General features: G+C 38.9%; 22 protein-coding genes. 15 read left to right on the top strand and 7 right to left on the bottom strand.

Annotation, left to right across the window (positions count from 1 at the left end):
• Window positions 1-68 precede the first annotated feature (68 nt).
• The 4 genes from AC0VZ4_RS01785 to AC0VZ4_RS01800 all read left to right on the top strand — a co-directional run bounded on the left by AC0VZ4_RS01785 (window position 69) and on the right by AC0VZ4_RS01800 (window position 3,683).
• A complete protein-coding gene (locus AC0VZ4_RS01785) occupies window positions 69-1,103 on the top strand; it encodes an ABC transporter substrate-binding protein (RefSeq protein WP_008137706.1) in 1,035 nt (344 codons plus the stop codon).
• Between the two features lie 62 nt (window positions 1,104-1,165).
• The gene (locus AC0VZ4_RS01790; RefSeq protein ID WP_475440735.1) at window positions 1,166-2,341 is read left to right on the top strand and encodes a methyltransferase; all 1,176 of its coding nucleotides are present in this window, start codon (window positions 1,166-1,168) and stop codon (window positions 2,339-2,341) included.
• Window positions 2,342-2,371: 30 nt separating this feature from the next.
• Complete coding sequence (gene can / locus AC0VZ4_RS01795; RefSeq protein WP_007377282.1) at window positions 2,372-3,034, top strand: carbonate dehydratase; 663 nt, start codon at window positions 2,372-2,374, stop codon at window positions 3,032-3,034.
• A 4-nt stretch (window positions 3,035-3,038) separates the two neighbouring features.
• Complete coding sequence (locus AC0VZ4_RS01800; RefSeq protein WP_008137703.1) at window positions 3,039-3,683, top strand: NAD(P)H-binding protein; 645 nt, start codon at window positions 3,039-3,041, stop codon at window positions 3,681-3,683.
• A 41-nt stretch (window positions 3,684-3,724) separates the two neighbouring features.
• On the opposite strand, the gene ubiK is transcribed toward AC0VZ4_RS01800, so the two are convergent.
• Window positions 3,725-3,988, bottom strand: coding sequence for a ubiquinone biosynthesis accessory factor UbiK (ubiK, locus tag AC0VZ4_RS01805; protein WP_007377280.1), 264 nt, complete (start codon window positions 3,986-3,988; stop codon window positions 3,725-3,727).
• Window positions 3,989-4,149: 161 nt separating this feature from the next.
• On the opposite strand from ubiK, the gene rep reads away from it, so the two are divergent.
• Window positions 4,150-6,171 (top strand): DNA helicase Rep, encoded by a 2,022-nt coding sequence (rep, locus tag AC0VZ4_RS01810; protein WP_475440736.1) that lies wholly within the window; start codon window positions 4,150-4,152, stop codon window positions 6,169-6,171.
• 24 nt (window positions 6,172-6,195) lie between these two features.
• Here the strand turns inward: rep and AC0VZ4_RS01815 are convergent, their stop codons facing one another.
• Window positions 6,196-8,766 (bottom strand): bifunctional diguanylate cyclase/phosphodiesterase, encoded by a 2,571-nt coding sequence (locus AC0VZ4_RS01815; protein ID WP_008137697.1) that lies wholly within the window; start codon window positions 8,764-8,766, stop codon window positions 6,196-6,198.
• Window positions 8,767-9,005: 239 nt separating this feature from the next.
• On the opposite strand from AC0VZ4_RS01815, the gene AC0VZ4_RS01820 reads away from it, so the two are divergent.
• On the top strand, window positions 9,006-10,331 hold the full coding sequence (locus AC0VZ4_RS01820) for an IS4 family transposase (protein WP_475439637.1): 1,326 nt from the start codon (window positions 9,006-9,008) through the stop codon (window positions 10,329-10,331).
• 43 nt (window positions 10,332-10,374) lie between these two features.
• On the opposite strand, the gene AC0VZ4_RS01825 is transcribed toward AC0VZ4_RS01820, so the two are convergent.
• Both AC0VZ4_RS01825 and elbB read right to left on the bottom strand, forming a co-directional pair.
• The gene (locus AC0VZ4_RS01825) at window positions 10,375-10,770 is read right to left on the bottom strand and encodes a c-type cytochrome (protein WP_475440737.1); all 396 of its coding nucleotides are present in this window, start codon (window positions 10,768-10,770) and stop codon (window positions 10,375-10,377) included.
• A 232-nt stretch (window positions 10,771-11,002) separates the two neighbouring features.
• Window positions 11,003-11,650, bottom strand: a complete 648-nt coding sequence (gene elbB / locus AC0VZ4_RS01830; protein WP_149605663.1) for an isoprenoid biosynthesis glyoxalase ElbB — start codon at window positions 11,648-11,650, stop codon at window positions 11,003-11,005.
• A 523-nt stretch (window positions 11,651-12,173) separates the two neighbouring features.
• Between elbB and polA the strand changes: the two genes are divergently transcribed.
• The 3 genes from polA (at window position 12,174) to AC0VZ4_RS01845 (ending at window position 16,496) form a co-directional block, all read left to right on the top strand.
• Entirely contained in the window at window positions 12,174-14,909 is a 2,736-nt protein-coding gene (polA, locus tag AC0VZ4_RS01835) for a DNA polymerase I (RefSeq protein ID WP_475440738.1), read from the top strand.
• A 484-nt stretch (window positions 14,910-15,393) separates the two neighbouring features.
• Window positions 15,394-15,981: a YceI family protein gene (locus AC0VZ4_RS01840; RefSeq protein WP_008137693.1), complete on the top strand. Its 588-nt coding sequence runs from the start codon at window positions 15,394-15,396 to the stop codon at window positions 15,979-15,981.
• Complete coding sequence (locus AC0VZ4_RS01845; RefSeq protein ID WP_096792346.1) at window positions 15,978-16,496, top strand: DUF1285 domain-containing protein; 519 nt, start codon at window positions 15,978-15,980, stop codon at window positions 16,494-16,496. Before AC0VZ4_RS01840 ends, AC0VZ4_RS01845 begins: the two co-directional genes overlap by 4 nt.
• Window positions 16,497-16,505: 9 nt before the next feature.
• On the opposite strand, the gene yihA is transcribed toward AC0VZ4_RS01845, so the two are convergent.
• Window positions 16,506-17,174, bottom strand: a complete 669-nt coding sequence (gene yihA / locus AC0VZ4_RS01850) for a ribosome biogenesis GTP-binding protein YihA/YsxC (protein WP_008137691.1) — start codon at window positions 17,172-17,174, stop codon at window positions 16,506-16,508.
• Between the two features lie 281 nt (window positions 17,175-17,455).
• Between yihA and AC0VZ4_RS01855 the strand changes: the two genes are divergently transcribed.
• From AC0VZ4_RS01855 to AC0VZ4_RS01865, 3 genes are all read left to right on the top strand, one after another.
• Window positions 17,456-18,088, top strand: coding sequence for a c-type cytochrome (locus tag AC0VZ4_RS01855; protein WP_475440739.1), 633 nt, complete (start codon window positions 17,456-17,458; stop codon window positions 18,086-18,088).
• 753 nt (window positions 18,089-18,841) lie between these two features.
• A complete protein-coding gene (gene yihI, locus AC0VZ4_RS01860) occupies window positions 18,842-19,435 on the top strand; it encodes a Der GTPase-activating protein YihI (protein WP_007377270.1) in 594 nt (197 codons plus the stop codon).
• 16 nt (window positions 19,436-19,451) lie between these two features.
• Window positions 19,452-19,967 (top strand): DUF2489 domain-containing protein, encoded by a 516-nt coding sequence (locus AC0VZ4_RS01865; RefSeq protein ID WP_007377269.1) that lies wholly within the window; start codon window positions 19,452-19,454, stop codon window positions 19,965-19,967.
• A 53-nt stretch (window positions 19,968-20,020) separates the two neighbouring features.
• Here the strand turns inward: AC0VZ4_RS01865 and hemN are convergent, their stop codons facing one another.
• A complete protein-coding gene (hemN, locus tag AC0VZ4_RS01870; RefSeq protein ID WP_475440740.1) occupies window positions 20,021-21,394 on the bottom strand; it encodes an oxygen-independent coproporphyrinogen III oxidase in 1,374 nt (457 codons plus the stop codon).
• 123 nt (window positions 21,395-21,517) lie between these two features.
• Complete coding sequence (yjgA, locus tag AC0VZ4_RS01875; RefSeq protein ID WP_002959930.1) at window positions 21,518-22,051, bottom strand: ribosome biogenesis factor YjgA; 534 nt, start codon at window positions 22,049-22,051, stop codon at window positions 21,518-21,520.
• A 144-nt stretch (window positions 22,052-22,195) separates the two neighbouring features.
• Between yjgA and pmbA the strand changes: the two genes are divergently transcribed.
• From pmbA to AC0VZ4_RS01890, 3 genes are all read left to right on the top strand, one after another.
• Window positions 22,196-23,545, top strand: a complete 1,350-nt coding sequence (gene pmbA / locus AC0VZ4_RS01880; RefSeq protein WP_475440741.1) for a metalloprotease PmbA — start codon at window positions 22,196-22,198, stop codon at window positions 23,543-23,545.
• Between the two features lie 72 nt (window positions 23,546-23,617).
• Complete coding sequence (locus tag AC0VZ4_RS01885; RefSeq protein ID WP_007377265.1) at window positions 23,618-24,103, top strand: DUF721 domain-containing protein; 486 nt, start codon at window positions 23,618-23,620, stop codon at window positions 24,101-24,103.
• A gap of 416 nt (window positions 24,104-24,519) precedes the next feature.
• Window positions 24,520-26,595, top strand: coding sequence for a M13 family metallopeptidase (locus tag AC0VZ4_RS01890; RefSeq protein ID WP_475440742.1), 2,076 nt, complete (start codon window positions 24,520-24,522; stop codon window positions 26,593-26,595).
• Window positions 26,596-26,602 lie beyond the last annotated feature (7 nt).

The following is a 26,602-nucleotide window of genomic DNA, read 5'->3' on the forward strand; positions in this document are numbered from 1 at the left end:
GGTGCTTGCTTTATCGCAAATTTTACATATAGTTACAGGTAATCGTCATACTTTTTGAGGGCACTTGGTTGCTATTAAAAGGATTAATTTTTGTATTGTGTTTTTTTTGTAGTCACATAGTGGCGCAAGAATCAGTTACATTACAGCTAAAATGGACGCATCAGTTTCAGTTTGCCGGTTATTATATGGCAGAGCAAAAAGGCTTTTATAATGAAGCAGGCCTTGATGTAACTATAAAACCAGCTAATCCAATGATGCCTGATACTTTTGGTCCTGTTGCCAATGGAGAAGCACAGTTTGGTGTCGGACATTCAGGCATTTTACAGCAACGTATTAATGGACAACCTCTTGTTGCTATGGCTGCCTTATTACAGTTTTCACCTTACTGCTGGATGGTTAAAGACACGTCTGATATTTTTCATCCACGTGACTTTGTTAATAAACGTATCACTGCGGTGAGCAAAAATGATGGCACCGAACTACTTATTATGCTTAAACGCAGTGGCGTTGATGTCGGTAAACTCAAACTTTACGATGGCGAAAATCCAGATCAGGCTTGGATTGAAAACAAGCTAGATGCTATGCAAGTGTATGTTACTAACCAGCCGTACTACATGACTCAGCAAGGCGTATCTCACCGGCTTATATGCCCACAGCGTTATGGTATGGATGTATATGGAGATATTTTATTTACCAGCGAAAGTATGCTTAAAAAAAATCCGCAAACGGTGGAAAAGTTTTATCAAGCAAGCCTAAAAGGCTGGCGCTATGCAATGATGAATATGGATGAAGCTATTGCGGTAACCCAGCAAAGATATGCACCGAGTAAGAGTTTTCATCAGCTCGCTTTTGAGGCCGAAGTACTAAGGGATTATATAACGCCACCCACGACCAGTTTAGGGCATATGTCGATAGCAAAATGGCGTTTAATTGCTGATCTATATGCAATTGAGCAAAATGAATTTGATGAGGTGAAAGCGAATTTTATATATAAATATCAAGAACCCGAAAAAGTGCAGTTATCGTGGATGTTAATTGCTGCGATGATTATTAGTATTGTTTCTATTCCTCTGTATTTACGTTTAATATTCAGCAAAAAATAACCACTTAATGAGAGTTCATCGAGCTGGTATAATTAATTGTCTTTTTTATACTTTGAGCAGTTATGACTTTAGCGGAACAATTTTTTGCACTTGATTCATTACTCATGCGTAATCGTCATTATTGGCAGTGCACTGCGTTTGATTTTGACGCGATTCCTTGGGGAGATCTGCAAGACACACTCAATAATCTAACGGATGATCAAGTAATCGCACTTGATAATGATCAAGATAAACTATATCAATTTTTTAGCAATCATATAAACCAACTTGATGAGCTCGCTAATTTATGCGAATTACCTAGCACCGCACACGCGAAAGTTGATTATCCTTTTTGGCTGAGTAACGGCATTAAAGGCCGTAAATTTGAGCAGTTAAAAGATTTTGTATCTGCACTACCTAATACTAAGCAACCAGTTTTAGAATGGTGCGCCGGTAAAGGGCACTTAGGGCGAATGCTTGCGTTTAATGGCGCAAGTAATGTGCATAGTATTGAACTGCAACAAAGCTTATGCGAGCAAGGACAAAAAAGTGTACAGCAACAAGGCTTGGTAATGCACTTTAGCCAAGCAAATGTATTAAAAGACGATATCACTCAATTTTTTAATACAGATATGCATGCTGTAGCACTTCACGCATGTGGAGGTTTACACCAAACATTTATGCGCCAAGCAAGTTTAGCAAAAGTACAAAAAATTAGTTTTTCACCTTGTTGTTATCATTTATTTACGGCTAATGAATACCTTGCAATGAGTGAGGTTGCAAAACAAAGTGGACTAAACCTAACACACCGCGATTTAAAGCTCGCTTTACAAGGAACTGTTACTGCGCCTTCTCGTTTAGAAAAAGTGCGCAAAACAGAACTAGAATGGCGACTCGGTTTTGATGCACTAAGAAAGTCGATTACTGGCGAACAACACTACGTAAGTGTTCCTTCGGTTAATAAAGCTATATTCTCAGATTCGTTTAAATCATTTTGCGGATGGGCAGCAGAAAAAAAGACACTAAACATACCTCAAGATACTGATTACAATAAATATTTATCTATTGGGCAGGCTCGAAAAAAAATAACAGATCGCGTTGAACTGGTTCGACATGTGTTCAGAAGGGCAATTGAGGTTTGGCTTGTGCTCGATCGTGCTTTATATTTGCAACAGCAAGGCTATCAAGTAAGCGTTAAAACGTTTTGTGAAAAGCAGTTAACGCCTCGCAATATTTTGATTCTTGCTAATATCCACTAAATTTCCGCCCTCGACTTAATAAGAGATGCAATGAGAAAGTTAAAAAATTTATTCGATAACAATAAACGTTGGGCTGCTCGTACAAGTGAAGCAGACCCTGAGTTTTTTAAAATTTTATCTATGCAACAAAATCCTGAATATTTATGGATTGGTTGCTCAGACTCTCGTGTACCTGCTAATCAAATAGTTGATTTACTACCAGGCGAATTATTTGTACATCGTAACGTTGCTAACGTGGTTGTACATACCGATCATAACTGTTTATCGGTTATGCAGTACGCTGTAGAGGTTTTAAAAGTAAAACATATCATGGTTGTGGGGCATTACGGTTGTGGTGGCGTACAAGCCGTTTTAAGCAATGCAAAATTTGGCTTTATTGACAACTGGCTACGCCATGTAGGGGATGTAAAAGAAAAGCACCTTGAACAACTTGACGCAATGCCAGAAAGCGAACGATTAAGCCGCCTTATTGAGCTAAATGTAATAGAGCAAGTACGTAATGTATGCCGTACTAATATAGTGCAAGATGCGTGGGAGCGTGGCCAAGAGCTAAGCGTTCATGGTTGGGTGTATGGTTTAGAAAACGGGCATCTTCATGATCTAGAATCTGTAGTGACGTGCGCGAGCGAAGAAACGCAAAGCTATAAAAGAGCAGTACAACACGTACTTAATAAAGTGGGTGAGAGTAAATAAATTCATGACTAAAACGGCGGTATTAATTGGTGCTACAGGTTTGGTCGGTAATGAGTTGCTCCATAAGCTACTTAATAGCGAGCATTATACTAAAGTGGTTACGTTGAGCCGTCGGGCTTTGCCTATTTTACACGCAAAGCTAGTTAATCATGTTATTGATTTTGAAAAATTAACTCAATACGTTGAGCTGTTTAAAGGTGACGTATTGTTTTCGTGTTTGGGCACCACCCGTAAGCAAGCTGGATCGATACAAGCTCAGCGTAAAGTTGATTTTGATTATCAGTTTATAGCGGCGCAGTTAGCGGCATGTAATGGCGTTACGCATTATTGTTTAGTGTCATCAAGCGGGGCGAACACGCACAGCAATAGCCCTTATTTAAAAATGAAGGGTGAGCTTGAGCAGCATATAAAAGCACTCGCTTTTGATAAAGTCAGCATTTTTCAACCGTCTTTATTGTTAGGTGATCGTGAGCAATTTAGAGTGGCAGAAAAAATAGGCAGTATTATTTTTCCTGTTATTACACGACTTCCATTTTTAAAGCGTTACAAACCAATAACTGGCGAGCAAGTTGCGCAAAAAATGCTGAGTGTGAGTTTAGAGCAACAGACTAAGTTATTTTATTACGTACTTGATGAGCTATTTGAATAAACTTAGTAAAACGCAAAAGGCAGCCTAAGCTGCCTTTGTAATTATTCAGTATCAGTCTCAGTGCTAAGTTGTTGCTCAAGCAATGCAACTTTAGCTTCAAGTTCGGTTAACTTTTCGCGAGTACGAATAAGTACTTGGCTTTGCACATCAAATTCTTCACGGCTCACAAAGTCCATCTCAGCAAGCTTGTTTTGTAAAACTTGCTTTGTTTTACCTTCGAGTGTGTCTGCTAGGTTTTTTACACCTTGTGGCATATTGCTAGTAATTTGCTTAGCAATTTCTTCAAGTTTTGCTGGGTTGATCATATTTGTCCCTTCGGCATTGCCTAAATGATAATAACTAATATTACCTTATACCCACGGTATTTAACACATGATCATCTTTACCTTAATTAATTAAGGCAATTGCTATGCTCGCAGTAATGGTTACGTTAAAATTGCGCGTCTTTTAAATTTCTTTGGTCGTTATGAAACTCAATCCTAAACAAGATGAAGCCGTAAAATATATTAGTGGTCCATGCTTAGTACTCGCAGGCGCAGGCTCTGGTAAAACCCGTGTTATTACGAATAAAATCGCTTATTTAGTGAAAAAATGTGAGTACAAAGCACGAAATATAGCCGCCGTTACTTTTACCAATAAAGCAGCTAAAGAAATGCGTGAGCGAGTACTGCAAACGCTCGGTAAGCAAGATGCTAAAGGTTTATGGGTATCAACGTTTCATACACTCGGTTTAGAAATAATAAAAAAAGAATTAAGCACATTGGGGTTTAAACCTGGCTTTTCGTTATTTGATGATCAAGATACTAATCAGCTTCTTAGTGAGCTCACCGAAGACGAACTAAAAAAAGACAAAGACCTACTCAAACTACTTAAAATGGAAATTGGTAGTTGGAAAAACGAATTAGTACTGCCAGAGCAAGCAATACGTGAAGCGCGCGATGCGCAAAAAGCCTTGTTTGCACAGCTTTATGCTCGCTATCAAAATCAGCTACGTGCATATAACGCACTGGATTTTGATGATTTAATTATGATCCCTACTTTGTTACTCACTAATAATGCCACTTCGCGTGAGCGTTGGCAGCAACGCTTTAAATATTTGTTGGTGGATGAGTATCAAGATACCAACACGAGCCAATATCAACTTGTTAAATTGCTAGTAGGCGAGCGTGCCCGTTTTACCGTGGTAGGTGATGACGACCAATCAATTTATTCTTGGCGTGGTGCACGTCCGCAAAACTTAGTGTTATTAGGTAAAGACTACCCAGGGCTTAGGCTAATAAAGCTTGAGCAAAATTATCGAAGTGCAGGGCGAATACTAAAAGCGGCTAACATTTTAATTGCCAATAACCCTCACGATATAGAGAAAAAGCTATTTAGTGAGCTAGGTTACGGTGAACCGATAAAAGTAATAGGGTGTCGCGATGAAGAGCATGAATCTGAGCGCGTAGTTGCTGAAATAATCTCGCATAAGTTTATGAAGCGCACAAGCTATAAAGACTACGCTATTTTGTATCGTGGTAATCATCAAGCGCGTGGCTTTGAAAAATCACTAATGAGTAACCGTATCCCTTATAAAATTAGTGGCGGTATGTCGTTTTTTGCTCGCTCAGAAATTAAAGATATTATGGCGTATTTACGTTTGCTAGTTAATCAAGATGATGACAATGCATTTTTACGTATCGTAAATACACCACGACGTGAAATAGGTACGGTTACCCTTGAAAAACTTGGCACATTAGCTAACGAAAAACATGCGAGCTTGTTTGCTACTTGCTTTGATAACGATTTAGGCTACAGACTAAAAGGGCGTGGCTTTAATGCGCTTGCTGGATTTGCTCGTTGGGTTGTTGAGCTATCTGATAACGCGGTACGAAGCGACACGCTTGAAGCAGTTAAAGACTTGGTGCGTAATATTAACTACGAGGCGTATTTGTACGAGTCGTCCCCTAGCGCAAAAGCCGCTGAAATGCGCATGAAAAATGTATCCGAGCTATATCGCTGGATCACCGATATGTTGACCGGTGATGCCGATAACGAACCAATGACATTGGCTGAGGTTGTTAGTAAGCTAACCCTTCGCGATATGCTTGAGCGTAACGAAGAAGAAGATGAAACTGATGCAGTGCACTTATCAACACTACATGCATCAAAGGGCTTAGAGTACCCATACGTATTTATGGTGGGTATGGAAGAGGGCTTACTTCCGCATCAGGTCAGTATTGATGAGGACAACGTAGATGAAGAGCGCCGCTTAGCTTATGTTGGTATTACTCGCGCACAGCAGGAGTTAACACTTACTTATGCAAAAATTCGTCGTCAATTTGGTGAAACCTCACAAACTGAGTTAAGCCGATTTGTACAAGAGTTACCGCAGGACGATCTCGCGTTCGAAAACAAAAAGGCGCCAAATACGCAAGCAGAGCGCATGGAAAAAGGCCAAGCAAGAGTCGCTAATTTACGGGCTATGTTTAATAAAAAATCTGAGTAATTAACTACTATAAAGGGTAATTTCTTAGCTGAGCTGTGATTGCGTTGTGCTTGTTGGAGATTGCTCAGCGCAAACAAGAGAATGTTGTTTACCGACAAAAAAAGCTAAACCGTGTTTATCTAATAATGTTCTAAAGTTGAGTATTGATGGGCCCTTGGCTATTACCTTTATTGTTTTAAGTTTAGTTATTGCTAATACGCCTTGTAACTGAAAATCATAGCTTTCCTGCTGTAGAATACGCTTGCTAAATGTTGAACTTAGTAATAAATAGTCGAAGTTAACGTCGGTTAATAAATTAAGTTCACATCTATCTCTAGCAAAATTGTTTAATCCAATGGAGTAGCCAAGCTGGGGAAGTTTTTTTAGATTTTCGAGTTGTGTAGCACATGCATGGCGAATTTCTTGCTCATCAAATAATAGACAAAGCTGGCTTTGGCCAATTTGTTTGCTCAGTACTTCGGTGAATAAAGTAAATTCATGAGGCTCTAATAACAGGCAAGAGCAGGGCACAAGTGCCATACTTACATTAGCTTCAAGCGCTTGTGCATAAGCTCGTTGTAGTAGCTGTAATTCTACCTCAAGATGCTGTTCTTTGTCGGATGCAAACTTTTTCAAAATATCAAAGCTAGTAAAACCAAGTATTGGGTGTTCACCAAATGCTTCAAATAATGATTCAGATTGATGTTGCTCATCTAAGGTAATAATTTCTGAGCTTCTAAAGCTCATTGGTAATGCATCTAAATGATGCAATATATGTAATTCTTGCTGTGATACTGATTGTGACAAGAGTGGATGAAATAACTCGTAGCGATTTCGGCCCGAATTTTTTGCATAATACATAGCTGCATCAGCATCGCGAATAATTTCGTCTGTGTGTGTATAGTCGTGCTTTGAGTAGGTTATTCCTATACTCGCGCCGCTTTGAAGAGAGGTACCTTTTAAACTAAATGGTTTCTTCATTAAATCAATAATACGATTTGCAACGTCTTCCGCTTGCTGTGGCTCGGTTAAATGCGTTAATAAAATAACAAATTCATCCCCGCCTAAGCGAGCAAGTAAATCGTGCTCGCGTATGCACTGAGAAAATAGCTCTGCGACACTAATTAAAAATTGATCACCGGCATGATGTCCTAACTGGTCGTTTATATCTTTAAATTTGTCTAAATCTATAAATAACACAGCAAAATGATGTTCAGGAAAGCGTTGAAAATGTTGTAGCGTTTTTTCTAGTTGTGTTAGAAATAAACTACGATTAGGCAAACTAGTGAGAGAGTCATGATGTGCATCATGATAAAGCTGCTGTTCTATTTTTTTTCGCTCTTCCATTTGCATTTGTAAATGTAAATTAGTTTGACGTAACTCTTTCGTTTTTTCGCTCACCCGAAACTCTAGCTCTTGGTGGCTTTTTTTTATTGCTTGGTTAGCTAGTTTGGTTTGCAATACAGCTGCAATTTGATGCGATACAAAGGTGATAAGTTCGCAATCATCTTGGTTAAAAATATGTTTGTTGTAATAGGCTTGGCAAACAATTAAACCCATAACTCCTTGCGAGGTCTTTAGTGGAGCACCCAACCAACTGGTGGCCATTTGCTCTTTTTTCACTGGTTTAGCTCGTTGTACTACGCCTTTCTCTATTAATTTTTTTGCTCTGCACGGATGTATAAGTTGTGTTTCTTCGGTGCTTATAACTAGCTCACTATAGCCTTTAGCAAAGCGTCGGGGTTGCGTATTATCTTTAAATTCATCAACACAATAAGGAAAGCTGATCCAGCCAGATTCTTTATCATAAAGTGCAATATATAAATTTTCTGCATAGGTAATTGTTTTTATTATTTCATGTATTTTAACGTAAGCATCGTTAAGGTTTTTAGCTTGAGTCGCTAATTCTGAAATTTTAAATAGAATTTGTTGACGTTGAAGTGCGCGTTTTCGTTGCTCTATTTCTAGGTTTAATGCGTCATTACTCTGAGTGAGTGCACGGGTACGAATTTTAACTTCTGATTCTAATAGCTCTCGTTTTTTAACACGCTCTATTGCTGTTGCTAAGTAAAGTGACATAACCTCAAGCAATTGTATTTGCTGGTCACTGTAACCTTTTCGAGTATCGTAACTTTGTGCAGCGAGCACACCAATGATATTTCTTTCCTGATAAACAGGTACGCCAACCCAATGCTCGGCGGGGGTGCCTAATGCTTTAAATAAACCTTTTGCAGCTGCGTCTTGCATTTGCTGCTTAGTAAAACAGGTTGTTTTGCCTTGTTTAAATACATAGCCAGTCGCGCCTTCATCAAAGCTGTTTGTTTGGTTGAGTGCAACTGCAATTCCATCTTTTTCATCTGAAAAGTAAGAAAGCTCTAATGATTGTGTGTCTTGATTCGATAAAACGACATAAAAACTTTTACTAGGCACATATTTTTGTAAAATGTCATGGATAGCGGGATATAACAGAGTTAACTCAGCAACAGTACTAGCTTGCTCTGATAGTTGGATCAGCGCATTTTGTAGGTGATGGGATTGTTTGTACTTTTCGAGTAGCACTTTAAGGCGCTTGTTTTGATACGCTAACTTACTCGATGCTGAGAGTTTATCTTCCAATGACGTTAACCGACTATTATTATTGTATAGTTATTAGCCTTATAATTTCATTTTTAGCGGCGATCGTCAAGTGGATATTACCTTAATTAAGGCGCTAAAAGCGTTAAAAAGGTATTAAAAAAGGCTTACCCATAGGTTAATAGGTTAATGCCGATCAGTTAAGAAATATTTGACGATCCATTGACCGATCTTCTGGTTAGTTTATAAAGGCTTCTGAATTTATTCAGGAGCCTTTTATTTTGCAACTCACTACCGCACTTTCTCTTGCCAATAGCTACGCACCCAATTCAGAAGGCTTAGGTCAACTGAGTGATTTTTTATGTCCTGACTTTATCAAACAATGCGCTGAAACCGCTGGTGTCGCGACGATAAGGAAAAGAAGGCTTCCTGTTGAGATGTCCGTTTGGACAGTCATTTGTATGTCGTTTTATCGTGAAGACCCACTGTGGAGTATTGTCAGTAAATTAGGGCTCGCTTTACCAGGTAAAAAAGAACTCGTTGCACCCAGTGCGGTTGTACAGGCTAGGCAGCGGCTTGGGGCTGATGCCGTTAAACAGGTTTTTGAGAAAAGTCAGCAAATGTGGAATGCTGATGCGAACCATCCCACATGGTGCGGGCTATCACTACTGGGTGTTGATGGTGTTATTTGGCGCACACCGGATACTGCTGAAAATCAACATGCATTCTCCGTGTGGAAAAATCAGCATGGTGACACGGCTTTCCCTCAGGTTCGCATGGTGTGTTTGATGGAGTTAACTAGCCATTTATTAATGGGGAGCGCCTTTGATAGTTGTCGTACTAGTGAAATGGTGTTGGCTGAAGACTTAATCGAGGCAACACCCGATAACTCACTGACGTTATTTGATAGAGGCTTCTATTCTCTAGGCTTACTCAATCGTTGGCATCATGCTGGGGAAAATAGGCATTGGCTTCAACCGATGAGAAAAGGCACGCAATATGAAATTGTTCGCTCTTTAGGTCGTCAAGACAAACTTATCAAGCTAAAAGCAACAGCACAAGCGAGAAAAAAGTTCGACGATTTACCACAGAGCATTGAAGTCAGGCTAGTCACAAAAACGGTTAAGGGGAAAGAGGTGAATATACTCACTTCACTGACTGATCCAATGCGTTTCCCTAAGGCTGACATTGTTGACCTCTATAGTGAACGGTGGGAAATTGAACTTGGTTATCGAGAAATGAAACAAACGTTACTGAATAGTCACTTCACGCTACGCAGCAAGAAACCTGAGATGATAGCGCAAGAATTATGGGGCGTAATGTTGAGCTATAACTTGCTCCGATATCAGATGGTGAAAATGGCGCAGAAAAAGTCTGGAATATATGCAAAACACCTGAGTTTTACGACGTGTGCTATTAGTATTATTAACCTTATTCATACAATGTTTATAGAAAATGCAGGACGGATACCTAAATCAATAGAGCAATTACAAGCTCAAGTTGAACATCACATATTACCGATAAAACAGGAGCGGGCGTATCCGAGATGTGTGAAACCAAAACCCAGTAAATACCCCAATAAAAAACGCCAGTCAGCTGTTAACTGACTGGCATTAACCCATAGGTAAACCTTTTTTATTTTACAAATACTTATTTAGATGTCATAAAATCGATTGCAGCGCTTATCTCATCATCAGAACAATCCATACAAGTGCCTTTTGGCGGCATTGCATTAAAACCATTAATTGCATGCCCAAGTAAAGTGTCTTTACCTTTAGCTATGCGTGGAGCCCAATCGTCAGCTGACTTTGGCGCGCCTAGTGCACCAGTGCCATGACATGCAAAACATGCACCCTGATATACTTGCTCACCAGAACGTGGGCCTGTAGGTACTGCAGCAACAGCTGCTTTATCACCTTCAAGATACACAGCACCAACCGGCGCGAGACGTTTTTTAATTGCATCTTCAGTCATAGAGTTATCATATGGCTGTGCGTATGCGGTGGTTGCTAGCATTAATAATGCAGCAGCTGTTAATTTTTTCATTTTGCCTTGCTCACTTCGATTTGAACGTGATCAATCACGATATAGATGACGGAAATTAAACCGATTATAACTCTCTGAGCCAATTTATAAAATGCTAAGAGACGTTTTTATTAATAAAACTGACTACTTTTTGCGTTAACGCAATAAAATTTAATTATTTATTGTTTTTTGTTGAGCAATTTAATAAGCGTAATCAGTCATATAATTAACTTCTTAGATCTTAAGATCAAAATTAATTCATTGTTAATACGCTAGTAACTAGTTTTGCGATCCCCACATCCGCATCAAGAATCGATTGTGCCAACATGTAAGCAGGAGTGGTAACTAGCTTATTTGCTTCATCGATCACTACATCATCCACTGCGCAGTTAATATGTTTGGCGCCTAATGTGCTTAGTGCTTGTGCTGTATCTACATCGTTACCAATAGTGAGTTGGGCATTATCGTAAATAAATGGGATCAAAGCGGGTGCAATACACATATACCCAGCAGGTTTTTTTGCTTTAGCAAATGCTTTACAAGTATTAAGTACGTCCTGATTGATATTTGCTTTTGTGCCCTTAATTGCAAAGTCGCATAAGTTTTTAGCCGCACCAAAACCACCAGGTACAATTAACGCATCAAATTGAGCTACATCTAGGTCAATCAGGGATTTTATGTCGCCCCGTGCAATACGAGCAGCTTCTGTTAATACATTGCGTTTATCAGGCATAACATCGCCTGTTAAGTGGTTAATGGTATGAAGTTGCTCAATATCAGGTGCAAAACATTGATAAGCCCCGCCATTTTTGGCTATGTGTAATAGCGTTAAAACTACTTCATTAATTTCACTGCCATCGTATACGCCACTTCCTGCTAATATTACAGCTACTTTTTTCATGCTTTTATATTCCTTAATTAAATTTATTAAGCTTATAGTTTGAAGTTTAACATGTACTAAATTGTCTATTTAAATTAATTTCAGTGTGAAAATTGTACGCTAGGTAAGTTGTAATGCGGTATATATCTTTTGGTGATTATAGCTAATGAAAAAAAGTATAAAGGATCGCTATGATCTTTGATCCATTATGCTAGAATACTCGTCCGGTTATTGGGTTGGATGACTATAATCGAAGTGAGTAACAGCGGATGTAGTCGTTAAAAAACCTTTTTCCACATTGGTCTAAAAGAATAAAAAAAGAACCTCGTATTATCTTTTTTAAATAAAAACATGTAGTTAAAGTATTTTCTAGGCATTGTATTATGCTTTGGAAGAATTTTTTGTGGCTGTTATCTACATACTTATCCACAGCTTGCTCAAGTTGAAATGAGACAATGATTGATAATTCACAGTCGTTTTATTTCCTACCTTATGGCATGCTTACAATCACCTTAATTTTTTGCATTTAGGATCCAAATTCACCATGGCTCAGATCCCCGAAAACCCACTTATTTTAGTTGATGGCTCGTCATATTTATTTCGTGCTTATCATTCTCCGCCGCATTTAACTAATTCTAAAGGTGAGGCTACGGGCGCTATTTACGGCGTGATCAACATGCTTAAAAGCTTGATCAGACAATATGATCCCTCACACATGGTGGTTATATTTGATGCAAAAGGCAAAACATTCCGTAACGACATGTATAGCGAGTATAAGGCAAATCGTCCGCCTATGCCGGATGACTTACGCACACAAATAGCACCAATACACAGTATTATCAAAGCGATGGGTTTTCCGCTAATTAGCATCGAAGGTGTTGAAGCCGATGATGTTATTGGCACATTTGCACGTATAGCATCAGAGCAAAAACGACATGTACTCGTCTCCACTGGTGATAAAGATATGGCGCAACTTGTAAATGAACACGTTACGCTCATAAACACGATGACCGACAGTATTTCAGATCCCCTTACTGTGGTTGAAAAGTTTGGTGTAGGTCCTGAACTTATTATTGATTACTTAGCATTAATGGGCGATAAGGTCGATAACATCCCTGGTGTTGAAGGTTGTGGGCCTAAAACGGCGGTTAAGTGGTTAGAAAAATATGGCTCGTTGCAAGGTGTAATGGATCACGCAAGTGAGATCAAGGGTAAAATAGGTGAAAAGTTAGCTGCAGCTCTCGATCATCTGCCTTTAAGCTACGAGCTTGCAACAATTAAGTGCGATGTTGAAGTCGAATCAGATCTTGATACGTTCAAACTACAAGAGCCAAATAAAGACGAATTAATTGCACTATATGGTGAGTGCGAATTCCGTCGTTGGTTAGCTGAGTTGCTAGATAACCCTAAAGATGCAGAAACACATCTAGCTGTACCTACCGAAGCCACTGAATTACCAAAAGTAGAAGATGCTCATTACGAAACTATTTTAACGCAAGCGCAATTTGATACGTTAATAGAGCAATTAAATAGTGCCGAGTTATTTGCATTTGATACAGAAACTACCAGCCTTGATTACATGAAAGCGCAATTAGTGGGTATGAGTTTTGCCGTAAAAGCGGGTGAAGCTGTGTATTTACCTCTAGCGCATGACTACCCAGGTGCGCCTGATCAACTAAGCCTTGAATTTGTAATGCAAAAGCTAGGTCCAATTTTGGCCGATGAAAACAAAGCTAAAGTAGGGCAAAACCTTAAATACGACAAAAGTGTATTAGCGAATGCAGGTTTTGCGCTAAATGGTATTAAGTTTGACACCATGCTTGAGTCATACGTATTTAATAGTGTGGGTACACGCCATGATATGGACTCGCTAGCACTTAAATATCTAGGCCATAAAAATATTAGCTTTGAAGATATTGCTGGCAAAGGTAAAAAGCAACTTACCTTCAACCAAATTGAACTTGAAAAAGCTGCGCCTTATGCTGCAGAAGATGCCGATATTACTTTGCGCCTACATGAAGTGCTTTGGCCAAAAATAGCGGCTGATGAAAAGCTAAAATCTGTATTCGAAGATATAGAAATGCCACTTGTTAGTGTGATTTCTGATATTGAACGAACCGGTGTAGCAATAGATAGCAATATGCTTGCAGCGCACAGCCAACGATTAGGCGAGCGTTTAATTGAACTTGAAAAAGAAGCATTTGAAATAGCAGGCGAACCATTTAATTTAAGCTCTCCTAAGCAACTACAAGTATTGTTGTTTGAAAAGCTTGGCCTGCCTATCATCAAAAAAACACCTAAAGGTGCACCTTCTACCGCAGAAGAAGTATTGCAAGAGCTTGCTCATGATTATCCACTACCTAAAGTAATTATAGAGCATCGTGGTTTATCAAAGCTTAAATCAACTTACACCGATAAATTACCATTAATGGTGAATGAGAAAACCCAGCGTGTACATACGTCTTATCATCAGGCAATTACTGCAACGGGGCGCTTGAGTTCAACCGATCCTAATTTACAAAATATTCCTATTCGTTCAGAAGAAGGGCGTCGAATTCGTGAAGCGTTTATAGCTGCAGATGGTTATAAAATTGTCGCTGCCGATTATAGTCAAATTGAGCTGCGCATTATGGCGCACCTTTCACAAGACAAAGGTTTATTAAATGCATTTGCTAACGGCTTAGATGTACACAGTGCAACTGCCGCTGAAGTATTTGGTGTAGAGCTTGATGATGTAACTACCGATATGCGCCGCAAGGCGAAAGCAGTAAACTTTGGCTTAATTTATGGTATGTCGGCATTTGGTTTAGCACGTCAACTAGATGTGCCACGCCATGAAGCGCAGCATTACATAGATAAATACTTTGAGCGTTTTCCAAGTGTATTAGAGTACATGGAAACAACACGCGAAAAAGCAGCTGAAAATGGCTATGTTGAAACAATATTTGGTCGCCGCCTACATTTACCAGAAATAAACGCACGTAATGGCGCGCGCAGGAAAGGAGCCGAACGTGCTGCTATAAACGCACCAATGCAAGGTACTGCCGCCGATATTATTAAAAAAGCAATGCTGAGTGTTAACCGTTGGGTACACGAACAGGCGCCAAATACGATTAAGCTACTAATGCAAGTACACGATGAATTAGTATTTGAAATTAAAACAGACTGCGCACCAGAATATACAAAACATATTTGTGAACTGATGTCGCAAGCTGCAGCGCTTGATGTGCCACTTATTGTTGAAGCCGACGAAGGTGACAACTGGGAACAAGCCCATTAATGCAATTTGAGCATTTTAATTAAAGCGCCTTTTGGCGCTTTTTTTATGTTTAAGTAAAAGGGCGAATAACAGCGATTCAATTAGCTATGTGCAAGCTTTAGTTAAAATAAGGTTAATTTAAGCAACTATTTGTATTAAATCGTTATATGTTCGTCAATTCGAGCTGTTTTACAGGAATATGATTGTATTTTAATGCGTGCTTTTGTTAAAGTCCCGCCTGTCCTATCCTGTAGGACATCCTGTTGATGATGCATCTGAAAGGGTGCAACAAATTGATAGCTTCTCCCCAGTTTGCTATACCGGCCTACCAACTTGTTTGGTGGGCCGTTTTTTGTTTTACACCTGAAAATCCTATCTAAAAAATTATTTATTGCGCTATACCAATTGTATTATTCATTCGTCATTTCGAGGTGGTTTGGGTACATCGCAGGTGATACCATCAAAGTAATATTATTATTTTCATTTTATTACTAAGGAGTGCGTTATGTTTAAAGCATTAGCTATTGCAGGTTTTTCTTTATCAAGTTTAGTTATTTCTAATGTTGCTCAGGCCGATTGGCAGCTAGTGAATGATAAAAGCCAACTAAGCTTTGTTTCAATTAAAAAAGATTCGATTGCTGAAGCTCACCATTTTACTAACCTTGAAGGTATGCTTTCTGATAAAGGTGAGTTTAGCGTTAATGTTGATTTAACATCAGCCGAAACTCTAATTCCTATTCGTAATGAGCGTTTAACAGCAATATTATTTGAAGCAGCTAAATTCCCCAATGCTGTTTTAACTGCAAATTTAACTAAAGAGCTGAGTAATCTTAAAAAATCTGGTCAATATGTATTGAAAGGTATTGAAGCGGAACTTGATTTTCATGGTAATAAAAAATCATTGGCTATTGATGTACTCGTTAATAGCACGCAAAGTGGCGATTTAACCGTATCATCATTAACACCTATTATTATTAATAGTAGTGATTTTGGTGTAACTGAAGGCGTTAAACAACTGCAAAAATTAGCGGGTTTACCTTCAATTGCAACAGCAGTACCTGTTACGTTTGCAATTACACTTAAAAAACAATGATTTCTTTAAGTGAACTTAGCAAGCAATTAAGCGAGCCAAGCAAACCTTTTGATAGTTGGCAGCCTAACCATTGTGGGGAGCTGCCAATTGTTATTAATCATGAGGGGAAATGGTTTTACGATGGCAGCGAAATAACACGCCCAGCCATGGTGAAGTTGTTTGCTTCTGTATTGTGTAAAGAAGGTGAGCAATTTTATTTAAAAACACCTGTCGAAAAAATAACAATAACGGTTGATGATGCGCCGTTTATTATTGTTGATTGGCGTTTTGAAAATACAGCGCAAGGACAGGTGTTGTGTTGTATTGATAATCTAGCTAGGCAGTGGCTGGTGAGCGCTCAGCAGCCCTTGCATATAAAAGACTACAAAGGTTCAAAGGTGCCTTATTTAAAGCTACCGTATGGGTGTAGTGCGCGAGTTTCACGCAGTGTATTTTATCAGTGGGCTGAAAAAGCCGAGTCTGATAAGCTCGGCTATTTTATTAAATCTGCCAAAGAGCAGTTTTATTTATCCTAACACCAGATCTTAAGCTTCTGGGTTAGTTTCGTCAGTGACTACTTCATCAGTAGGTGGTATAGCAATCACAGGTCCTAAAAACCATTCATCTAGCTTTTTAGCTACTTCTGGTAAACCCGTGCCTTTTAATGATGAAAATGCATGAACTGTAATATCCCCATCAAGCGTGCTTAATTCACGGCGAACTTGCAGTACTTGTGATTTACGAGGGCCTTGCTTTAGTTTGTCGGCTTTAGTTAATAGTGCTAATACTGGAATTTCACTACCAATTGCCCAATTAATTAAATCACGGTCTAAGTCTTTTAATGGATGACGAATATCCATTAAAATAACAATACCTTTTAAGCTTTGACGCTTTTGTAGGTATTCGCCTAACGACTTTTGCCATTTCTTTTTCATTTCGATTGGTACTTTAGCAAAGCCATAGCCTGGCAAATCGATAAGGCGCATATCGTCAACATCCGCTAAATCGAATGTATTGATTAGCTGGGTACGCCCAGGTGTTTTACTTGTACGTGCTAGCTTTTGATCGGTTAATGCATTTAATGCACTCGACTTACCTGCATTGGAACGACCGGCAAACGCAACTTCAATTCCCGTATCAGCAGGTAATTTAGTAATGTCGGGAGCGCTTGTTACGAAAGACGCAGTATTATATTTGATACGAGATTTGAGCACAGGCTCTCCTAAAACTTAAAAAAATAACGTTGAGTAAACCAAATTCACTCAGGGCACGTATTTTATACTATAAAGGATGTATTAAAAAGCGTATTTAACCACCTAAAAACAGTACCTATGGTACATTTAAAACATGTTAAAGCTTAATCTAAGTCAAAACCCTGTAAATTATAAGCTTAATATGTGTAGAAAACGTGCCAGAGAATTTATTATCGTGTAGAATATATGTATTACAGCATCACGATTGTAGATGATACAGGGTCGGAAACAGAGAATTCACCATGAAAAAAATAGCACTATCTTTAACAATATTGCTTGGTGCGTTGTCAGCAAGCAACGCAACAGCATTTGATGGCGATGTAAACGTAGGTAAAGAAAAATCAGCAACGTGTGCGGCTTGTCACGGCCCAGACGGTAATGCGCCGGTTAATATTTACCCTAAAATTGCAGGTCAACATCCAGATTATATCCTTAAGCAACTTCAGGATTTAAAATTAGGTATGACGTCAGGCGGCAAAGAAGGGCGTATGGATCCAGTAATGAGCGCTATGGCTATGCCACTTAGCGAGCAAGACATGAAAGATCTAGCAGCTTATTTTTCTTCAATGAACATGACCGAAGGTGCTACACCTAAAGATGTCGTTGATGTTGGCGAAATGCTTTTTAAAGCAGGCGATGCAGAGCGTGGGATTCCATCATGTGCAGCATGTCATGGTCCACGTGGTAACGGTTCGTCACTTGCTAAGTTTCCAAAAATTTCTTTTCAGCATCCAGGATACATCAAGTCTCAACTTGAAAAATTCCGTGATGGTACTCGTCATAATGACCTAAATGGCATGATGGGCGATATTGCAAAAAAATTAACAGATAAAGACATTGAAGTACTTTCTCAGTACTTAGGTGGTTTACACTAAAGTCGTATTTATTTATTTTTAATTAATGAATAGACTACAATATGTATAAAAAAGCAGCTTAAGCTGCTTTTTTTGTGTCCGAAATTAGCGATATTACCGTTATGCTTTGTAAGACATTGACCATGCAGTGGTGTGAGAAAAGTCTTATTTTAAATATTTTTTTTCATTAACTCATTGTAATTTAAAATAAGTTAAATTTGTTAATGTATGTAGTGTAAGAAAAAAGATATAAATTAGTTGTAACAAAATTATTAACGAGTAGATTAACCCCTGTCGCAAAAAAACAATAAAAAAACGGAAATAGCTATAAGGAAAGTAGCGCGGCACGACTACATAGCACAAGATTGGTGCTACTAAAGGAAATAATAAAAAAGAGTCAGGAAGACCGATAATAATAAAAACTCATGGAAGTTTAATAATAAAAACAAAATGGAATGCTACAAGGAACGTAAAAATAATAACAATACGGACTGATAATAATAAAAATAATAAAGACTAAAAAAAGTCGAAGGGAGAAGTGTCCAGATAATGGCGCTCAGATTAGCAGGCGGTAGAGATGTTTTCTCTACCGCCTTTTTATTTGTCCTGTTACAATACCCACCGTTTAATAACTAGCAGTAAGCTAGTTTAGGCGCTATAACACAGAGAAGCCCAACCTCTGAAGCGCAAACTGAATTCTTCTGGCTATGCCAGCATTGCGATGCCCATTAATTTGCGCCTCGCTCAAAACCTCTTAAGTGAGACGATCAAGATATGAGTAGAACGAAAAAGTCACGCAAAAGCCCAGCAAATGGACCTGTACGTTTAAGCCAAGATAAGCTTAAAGAGATGCGTGCGTTAAAAGAGCAACGAGTTAAAAAAACCAAAGGCGCTAAGCCTGGTTCGCGTAATGCACCGGATGCATTAAATGGTGATAGCCAAAATTCACAATCAGGTTCTAGAGATAAGCGTATTGGTAGTAAAAAACCAGTGCCATTGGTTGCAACTGCTGTTGAACCAAAAGTAGAAATGAAACGTAACCTGAAGCCAACTATTGAGCTTAAAAAAGTTGTACAGCCAGAGTTTACACCAGAGCAAGAGCTTGAAGCGCTTGAGAACGATGTGCGTTTACTTAAATTAGTTGAGCGCCATGAAGGTGGTGAATTACTAACAGGCAAAGATGCTAAATATTTTAATAGCCGCATTGCTCGTCATCAAGTTTTATGTGAATTGTTAGGTCTTGAAGACGAAGATGAACCAGAGCTTGAAGATGACTTTAGTGATGAAGACAAGTCAAATTCTGACTTTGATCAGTATTTATCAAATGATCTAGCAAATGAATGGCTAGATGATGAAGAAGACAAGTAATTAATAAGGGTAATTAATGAGTACCGCGGTAATTTTAGCCTTACTTTTAGGCGCTGCTATTATAGCTGGCTTGGCATTTTATGCAGGTCAGTTATTGTATAAGTTAAATGCGCAAAAAAAGTTAATTGCGAAGGCGCAGACTGAGAAAAAGCAAAAGCTTGAAAAGTCTCGCTTAGAGCGAAATGCAAAGCTAGCCGATAGTATTCATTTAATTGCGCGTGCAATGAATGAAGAGCAGTGTGAGTTTTCTGAAGGCTGTTTACGTATTTGGGTACTTATGTCTCAATATGGCTTTGAGAGCGAGCGTGATTTAACGGCGCTGTATCCTGGCATTCATCAAATGTACCAGGTAGTTAAAGAAATGCCGACGCACGATGCACGTAAAAAATACTCTAAAAAAGAGATTTTTAAGTTAGATAAGGCTCGCTGGCACGCAGAAGAAACACTTAAAGATGAAGTTAAAGCCGATTGCGCTAAAATTATCATTGAATTTAAAGCGGCCTCAGGCAGTGATAAAGTAGTTTTTAACTAGCTGCTCAGAGAAAGCAGACCTTGGTCTGCTTTTTTATGCACAACAATTTATGGTTAAATTACCCGTGAGAAACGCGTCGCATTTATTTGTTTTTGTAAGTGAGCATCGAAGCACATACAAATAATACGAATGAATAAGTTTCCGCGTGGTGTTACGCTAATTTTATTATCAATTATAGTGACTAGTTCATCTTTTATAAGTGGCGCAAGCGCTACTAATGCATCCTCAAAGTAGTCATTAAATATAAGCGCGTGCTTTTCGCTAAAGTCTTGTATATTTAATTCAAACTGGCAAATGAGCTGCTTAATTGCATCAGCACGAATTACATCATCATGTGTTAAGTGCATTCCTTTATTAAGTGCGCAGCCGCTTTGTGTTTCGATGCTGTGGTAATAATGTTTTAATTCTTTTTGATTTTGTAAAATGGCGGTGCCAATTTGCGAAATTGATGACACGCCTAAGCCTAATAAATCACAATTTCCATGTGTTGTATAACCTTGAAAGTTACGATGTAACTTGCCTTCATTTTGCGCAACAGCTAGTTCATTATCAGTTTTTGCAAAATGGTCCATACCAATAAATTGATAGCCTGCTTGCGTCATCTGCTCCAGCGTATTTTTAAACATGGTGAGCTTATTATGTGCACTGGGTAAATCTGCATCTTTAATCTTACGCTGTGCGGCAAAGCGCTCAGGTAAATGCGCATAGTTAAACACTGATACTCTGTCAGGGCTTAGCTCAATAAGTTGCTCTATAGTTTGCCTAAAGCTCTCTGGTGTTTGCAGAGGGAGCCCGTAAATCATATCTGCATTAATAGATTGAAACCCCAACTCACGAGCTTGTGTAATTAATTGCTTGACCGTATCTGCATTTTGCGGGCGATTAACAGCAAGTTGTACGTCATCGTTAAAGTCTTGAATACCAAACGAGACGCGGTTAAAGCCAAGCATCCTTAAATCAACAAGCATATTATCGGAAAGTGAGCGTGGGTCTATTTCAATGCCGCGCTCTGTTGTGCGTGTAAAATTAAAGTGTTGTTCTAAAAGCTTAATTAAACGGGTCATTTGTTTTGCGGTTAAAAAGGTAGGAGTACCACCACCTAAATGTAATTGCTCAACCGTGTAGTTCTTAAATAAAGGCGCTTGGGCAGTAATTTCTTTTGCTAAAAAGTCGAGATACGTATCTGCCTTAGATTGATGGCGGGTAATTATTTTATTACAGCCACAGTAGTAGCACAGCTGACTACAAAACGGGATGTGAATATATAAAGAAAGAGAGCGACTTGTTGACGATTCTATAGCGCTTAGTAGGTCTTGTTGCTGGTACCCGTCACGCAGTGATAAAGCCGTGGGATAAGAGGTATAACGCGGACCAGACACATTATATTTGTTTATTAGGGTTTCATCCCATTGTGGAAGTTTAATCATCACGCGCACCTAAGTATTTATTTAGGGGGGATTATAAAAAAGTACTCAGGAAGGCGGTTTGATCTATAACAAAAAAGGTGCCGAAGCACCTTTTTTAATAAAATATAACTTAATACGACCTAATTAATACGTAATAGTATGAGCATCTTTAAGGTATTGAAATAATTCTTTATAACCTTTACCTGGCTTTTCAGCTTTCGCTTCTTTTGCTGCATTACGAACTAATTGGCGCATTTGTTGACGATCAAGAGATGGAAACTGCTCAATAGTCTCATTGATAAGGTCATCACCTTGCTCAATTAAATCTGAACGTAATTGCTCAATTTTTTTGACCAATACTTCAGCTTGGTTATTTTTATTAAGCATCACATCGATAATCGCTTTAATATCATCAATGTTTTCTACAGTACGCAGTGTTTTAGCGATGTAGTTTAAGTGGCGGCGGTACGCGTCGCTTTTGTTACTTATTTTATCAGCAACAACCATCGCTTCTTTTAAATCGTCATTTAATGGCAGGCGTTCGCGCTGTTTTTTACCCATTTTGGCAATTTCAGTACCTAACTGATGAAACTCTTGCGCTTCGCGTTTAAGCTCCGTTCTTGATACATATTCAATTTCTTCTTCAATTTCAGCAGGCTTGCCTTTTTTCTTTGCCATGGGGTGCTCTTAAATAAAAATAACTTTTACCATTATACATGAATATGATACTTAGGAATATTAGCTGATGTGATGCATTGAGTGTGTTAGCATTTAAATATAAGAAATGTGTGCATTATGCCTCTAAGGCTCAGGACTTAATTTATGAAAAGCCAACAAAACGATCCAATTTATTCTCAAATATCGCAAGTTAAAGATGCGGTAGCAGAAGTACTCGAACATGCTAAAAAATTAGGCGCTACAGCTGCAGAAGCTGCTATGTCTAGCACGTCTGGTTTATCGGTTAGCACACGAATGGGTGAAGTAGAAACCATTGAGTTTAACCAAGATGGCGGCTTAGGCATTAGTGTATATGTTGGTAACAATAAAGGTTCGGCGTCAACGGCTGATTTAAATCCAAAAACATTGCGCATGGTAGTCGAAAAAGCGATTGATATAGCCAAATTTACATCGGATGATCCATTCAACGGCGTTGCTGATAAAGAGTTACTTGAATTTAACCCTAAAGATTTAGATTTATACCATCCTTGGGATGTAAGCCCTGAGGAAGGTATTGAGCTTTGTCATGCTGCTGAGCAAGCTGCATTAAATGCAGACGAGCGCATTGTTAACTCTGATGGTGCGAGTTTTTCATCGCATCAGGGATTACGTGTTTATGGTAACAGCCACGGTTTAATTGCAGGCTTTCCACGTACTCGTCACAGTATTAGTACTATGGTAATAGGTCAAGATGGCGAGCATATGCAGCGCGACTCTGCTTATACGGTTGCACGCGATCAGGCTGGTTTAAATGATGCGGCGGCAGTGGGTCTTGAAGCGGCAGCTGAAACTTTGGCTAAATTAAACAGCCAAAAGTTAGGCACAATGAAAGTGCCTGTTATTTTTAGAGCCGATATTGCAAATTCATTGTTTGGTCACTTGGTGTCGGCAATTGGTGGTGGCGCACTTTATCGTAAATCAAGTTTTTTACTTGATAGCTTAGGCACTCAGGTATTTAGTAATTGTGTGAATATTGCTGAGCGCCCACATATTTTAAAAGGGTTGGCATCGTCACCGTTTGATAGCGAAGGTGTTAAAACATTCGATAGAGAAATTATTCAAGGCGGCGAGTTACAAACGTATTTATTAGCAAGTTATGCCGCGCGTAAAATGAACATGACGCCAACAGGACATGCTGGCGGTATACATAACTGGCTTGTTGAGCAAACTCATAACGATTTAACTGCACTATTAAAAACGATGGGCACTGGCTTATTAGTTACAGAGCTAATGGGGCAGGGCGTAAATACCGTAACGGGTGACTACTCTCGTGGTGCTGCTGGTTTTTGGGTTGAAAATGGTGAAATCCAATATCCTGTAAGTGAAATTACCATTGCTGGTAATTTAAAAGATATGTTTAAAGGCATATCTGCTATTGGTGGTGACATAGAGCGTCGTGGTGGTATTCAAACTGGCTCAGTATTAATAGAGCAAATGCAAATAGCTGGCGCGTAGTATTAATACGCAGTGTATACTTAGACCCAGAGTATTATCTCTGGGTCTAAGTGAGCTTTTACGAGGTGTAAAATGGCTAAAGATAGATATGCACCAAAACCGCTAACCGATATTATGGCGGGGTTAAATAATCGTTTATCGGCTTATGCAGGCAAAAGCCAAGCACTTGATACACAGCAAACACTACTTAAAGATTTTTTAGGTCCTAAATTGGGTGATAAATGCCGAGTCAGTAATTACCGAGACGGCACGCTAATGATAGAGGCGGTATCTGCACCTATCGCGCTTAGGCTTAATTATTTAAAAATGGATATGCTTTCACACTTTAGAGCAGCTGGAATGGCAGAGCTCGGACAAATAAAAATAACTGCAAACCCTCAAGCAACTCAAAGATTAAGTACAGCGAATAAGTCGGGCAGTCCTGCAGTTACAAACTCACGTAAAATGAGTGAGCAAACAGCGGATTACTTAAACGCGATAGCATCGTCTGCGCCCCCTTCATTAAAAGAAAAACTAGAGCGTTTAGCGCTTCACGGAAAAAATAAAAGCAAGCCTTAACTACCCACTATCTTGTTATTGGTGGGGCTAATTTGGCAGCTCACCGCATTCAAAATACTTTGTTACATATTCCATTTTATTGTTGGTCTAATGAGGTTTATGATACTGCGTGGTGTGCTTTATTATTTAAAGCTCCCTTGATACCCATTCCATTAAGTAAAAGCGTACAGGCAGTGCTATTTTTACTCCTGCTATATTCAAGAATTTAATGGAGTTGGTATGTGATACCAACCTGCATAAATCTTTGATCAATTTAACGAATTAAATTGCACTATAACGTCGTTAAAAATTTTTTATTTAGAACAACTAGATACAAAAAATTTTGCCTAGTTCTAGCGTAATTTTCTTAACGTTAAATAGACCCCATACATAAGCAGATTGGTATGATTTAATTCTAACTAACAAACGGAATCATTATGAATAAAGTAACAATGGCCGCTGCGAGCATAGCGCTTGCACTTGGTCTAGTAGGTTGTGGTGAAAAACAACAAGAAGCTAAAGTAACCGATACTCCTGTAGTAACAGCACCCGCTGAAAAGCCACTAGAGCTTGGTATTGAACTAGCGAATATGGATAGTTCAGTACGCGCACAAGACGATTTTTATTATCATGTAAATGGACAGTGGTTAGCAAAAACTGAAATACCAGGTGATAAGTCTAACTACGGTTCTTTTTCGCAGCTATATGATGAGTCACAAAAAGCGATGAAAATTGCCCTTGAAAACGCAGCCGCGAATAAGGCCGCTAAAAAAGGCAGTGATGAGTATAAAATTGGCGCATTTTATAAAAGCTACATGAATCAATCTGCGCGTAATGAGCTAGGTATTACGCCATTACAACCGTCATTAGATACAATTGATAGCGTTAAATCTAAAGCTGACTTAGTGGGTTTAATGGCTAAAATTCAAAAACAAGGCGGTACTTTACCGTTTGGTTGGTTTGTAAATAACGATGCTAAAAACTCGAGCGAGTATGCATTGTATTTATCTCAGTCGGGTCTTGGTTTACCAGATCGTGATTATTACTTAAATGATGACGAAAAATTCACTAAAATTCGTGCTTCTTACGAGCAATATATCACAGATGTTTTAGCAAAATCAGGCGTTAAAAATGCAGCAGAAGCTGCCAAGAGCGTACTTGCATTTGAAAAAACACTAGCTGATGCTCAGTGGAGCCGTGTGCAAAGCCGTGATGCAACTAAATCTTATAACAAGATGACAGTAGCAGACGCAAGCAAGTTGATGGGGGAGCTTGATTTAGCTGCATTCTTTAAAGATGCAGGTGTGAGTGCAAGTGATATTATTGTACGTCAACCAAGCTACTTAGAAGCACTTGCTACTATTTACAAAGACACTGATTTAGCAACGTGGAAAAACTACTTAAAATTTCATTTTGTAAGTGGTTATGCAGAGCTACTTAGTGAAGATTTAGTTAACCTTAACTTTGACTTTTACAGCACAACACTTCGTGGCGTAGAAGAACAAGCACCTCTTTGGAAGCAAGCGGTTGATGCATCTAACAGTGTACTTGGTGAAATTTTAGGTAAGGTATACGTTAAAGATAACTTCCCGTCAGAAGCTAAAGCACGCATGGAAGAGTTAGTTGATAACGTAATTAAAGGTTATGGCGTCGCTATTGAAAATCTTGAGTGGATGAGCCCTGAAACAAAGCTTGCAGCGAAAGAAAAATTAGACAAATTTACGCCTAAGATTGGTTACCCAGACACGTGGAAAGATTACTCAGAGCTAGAGATTAACTCAGATGAGCTAGTAGGTAATTACATTCGTTATAGCGAATGGGCATACGCTGACATGATTGCTAAATTGGGTAAACCTGTTGATCGCTCTGAGTGGCACATGACTCCGCAAACAGTCAATGCGTATTACAATCCAGTAAACAACGAAATTGTATTTCCAGCCGCTATTTTACAACCGCCATTCTTTAATTTAGAAGCGGATGATGCTGTAAACTACGGCGCAATTGGTGCAGTAATTGGGCATGAGCTTGGTCATGGTTTTGACGACCAAGGTGCTAAATACGACGGTGATGGCAACTTACGTAACTGGTGGAGTGAGACTGACCTTAAGCAATTTGAAGAGCGTACAGCGGCTTTAGTTGCACAGTATAACGAATATAAACCATTTGAAGATGCAAGTGTTAATGGTGAGCTAACGCTTGGCGAAAACATTGGTGACTTAGGTGGGTTAACCGTTGCGCATAAAGCGTATATGCTATCTTTAGGTGATAAAAAAGCACCCGTGATAGATGGTTACACAGGCGATCAACGTTTCTTTATGGGTTGGTCACAAATCTGGCGTCGTAACTACCGCGATGAAGAGTTACGTAATCGTTTATTAACAGACCCTCATTCACCAAGCCACTACCGTGTAATCGGTATCTTGTCGAACATGGCTGAGTTTTACGAAGCGTTTGACGTAAAAGAAGGTGATAAAATGTATATCAAACCAGAAGATCGCGTAAAAATCTGGTAATTGCATT

Source organism: Pseudoalteromonas sp. QJM3NY_22 (assembly GCF_056173065.1).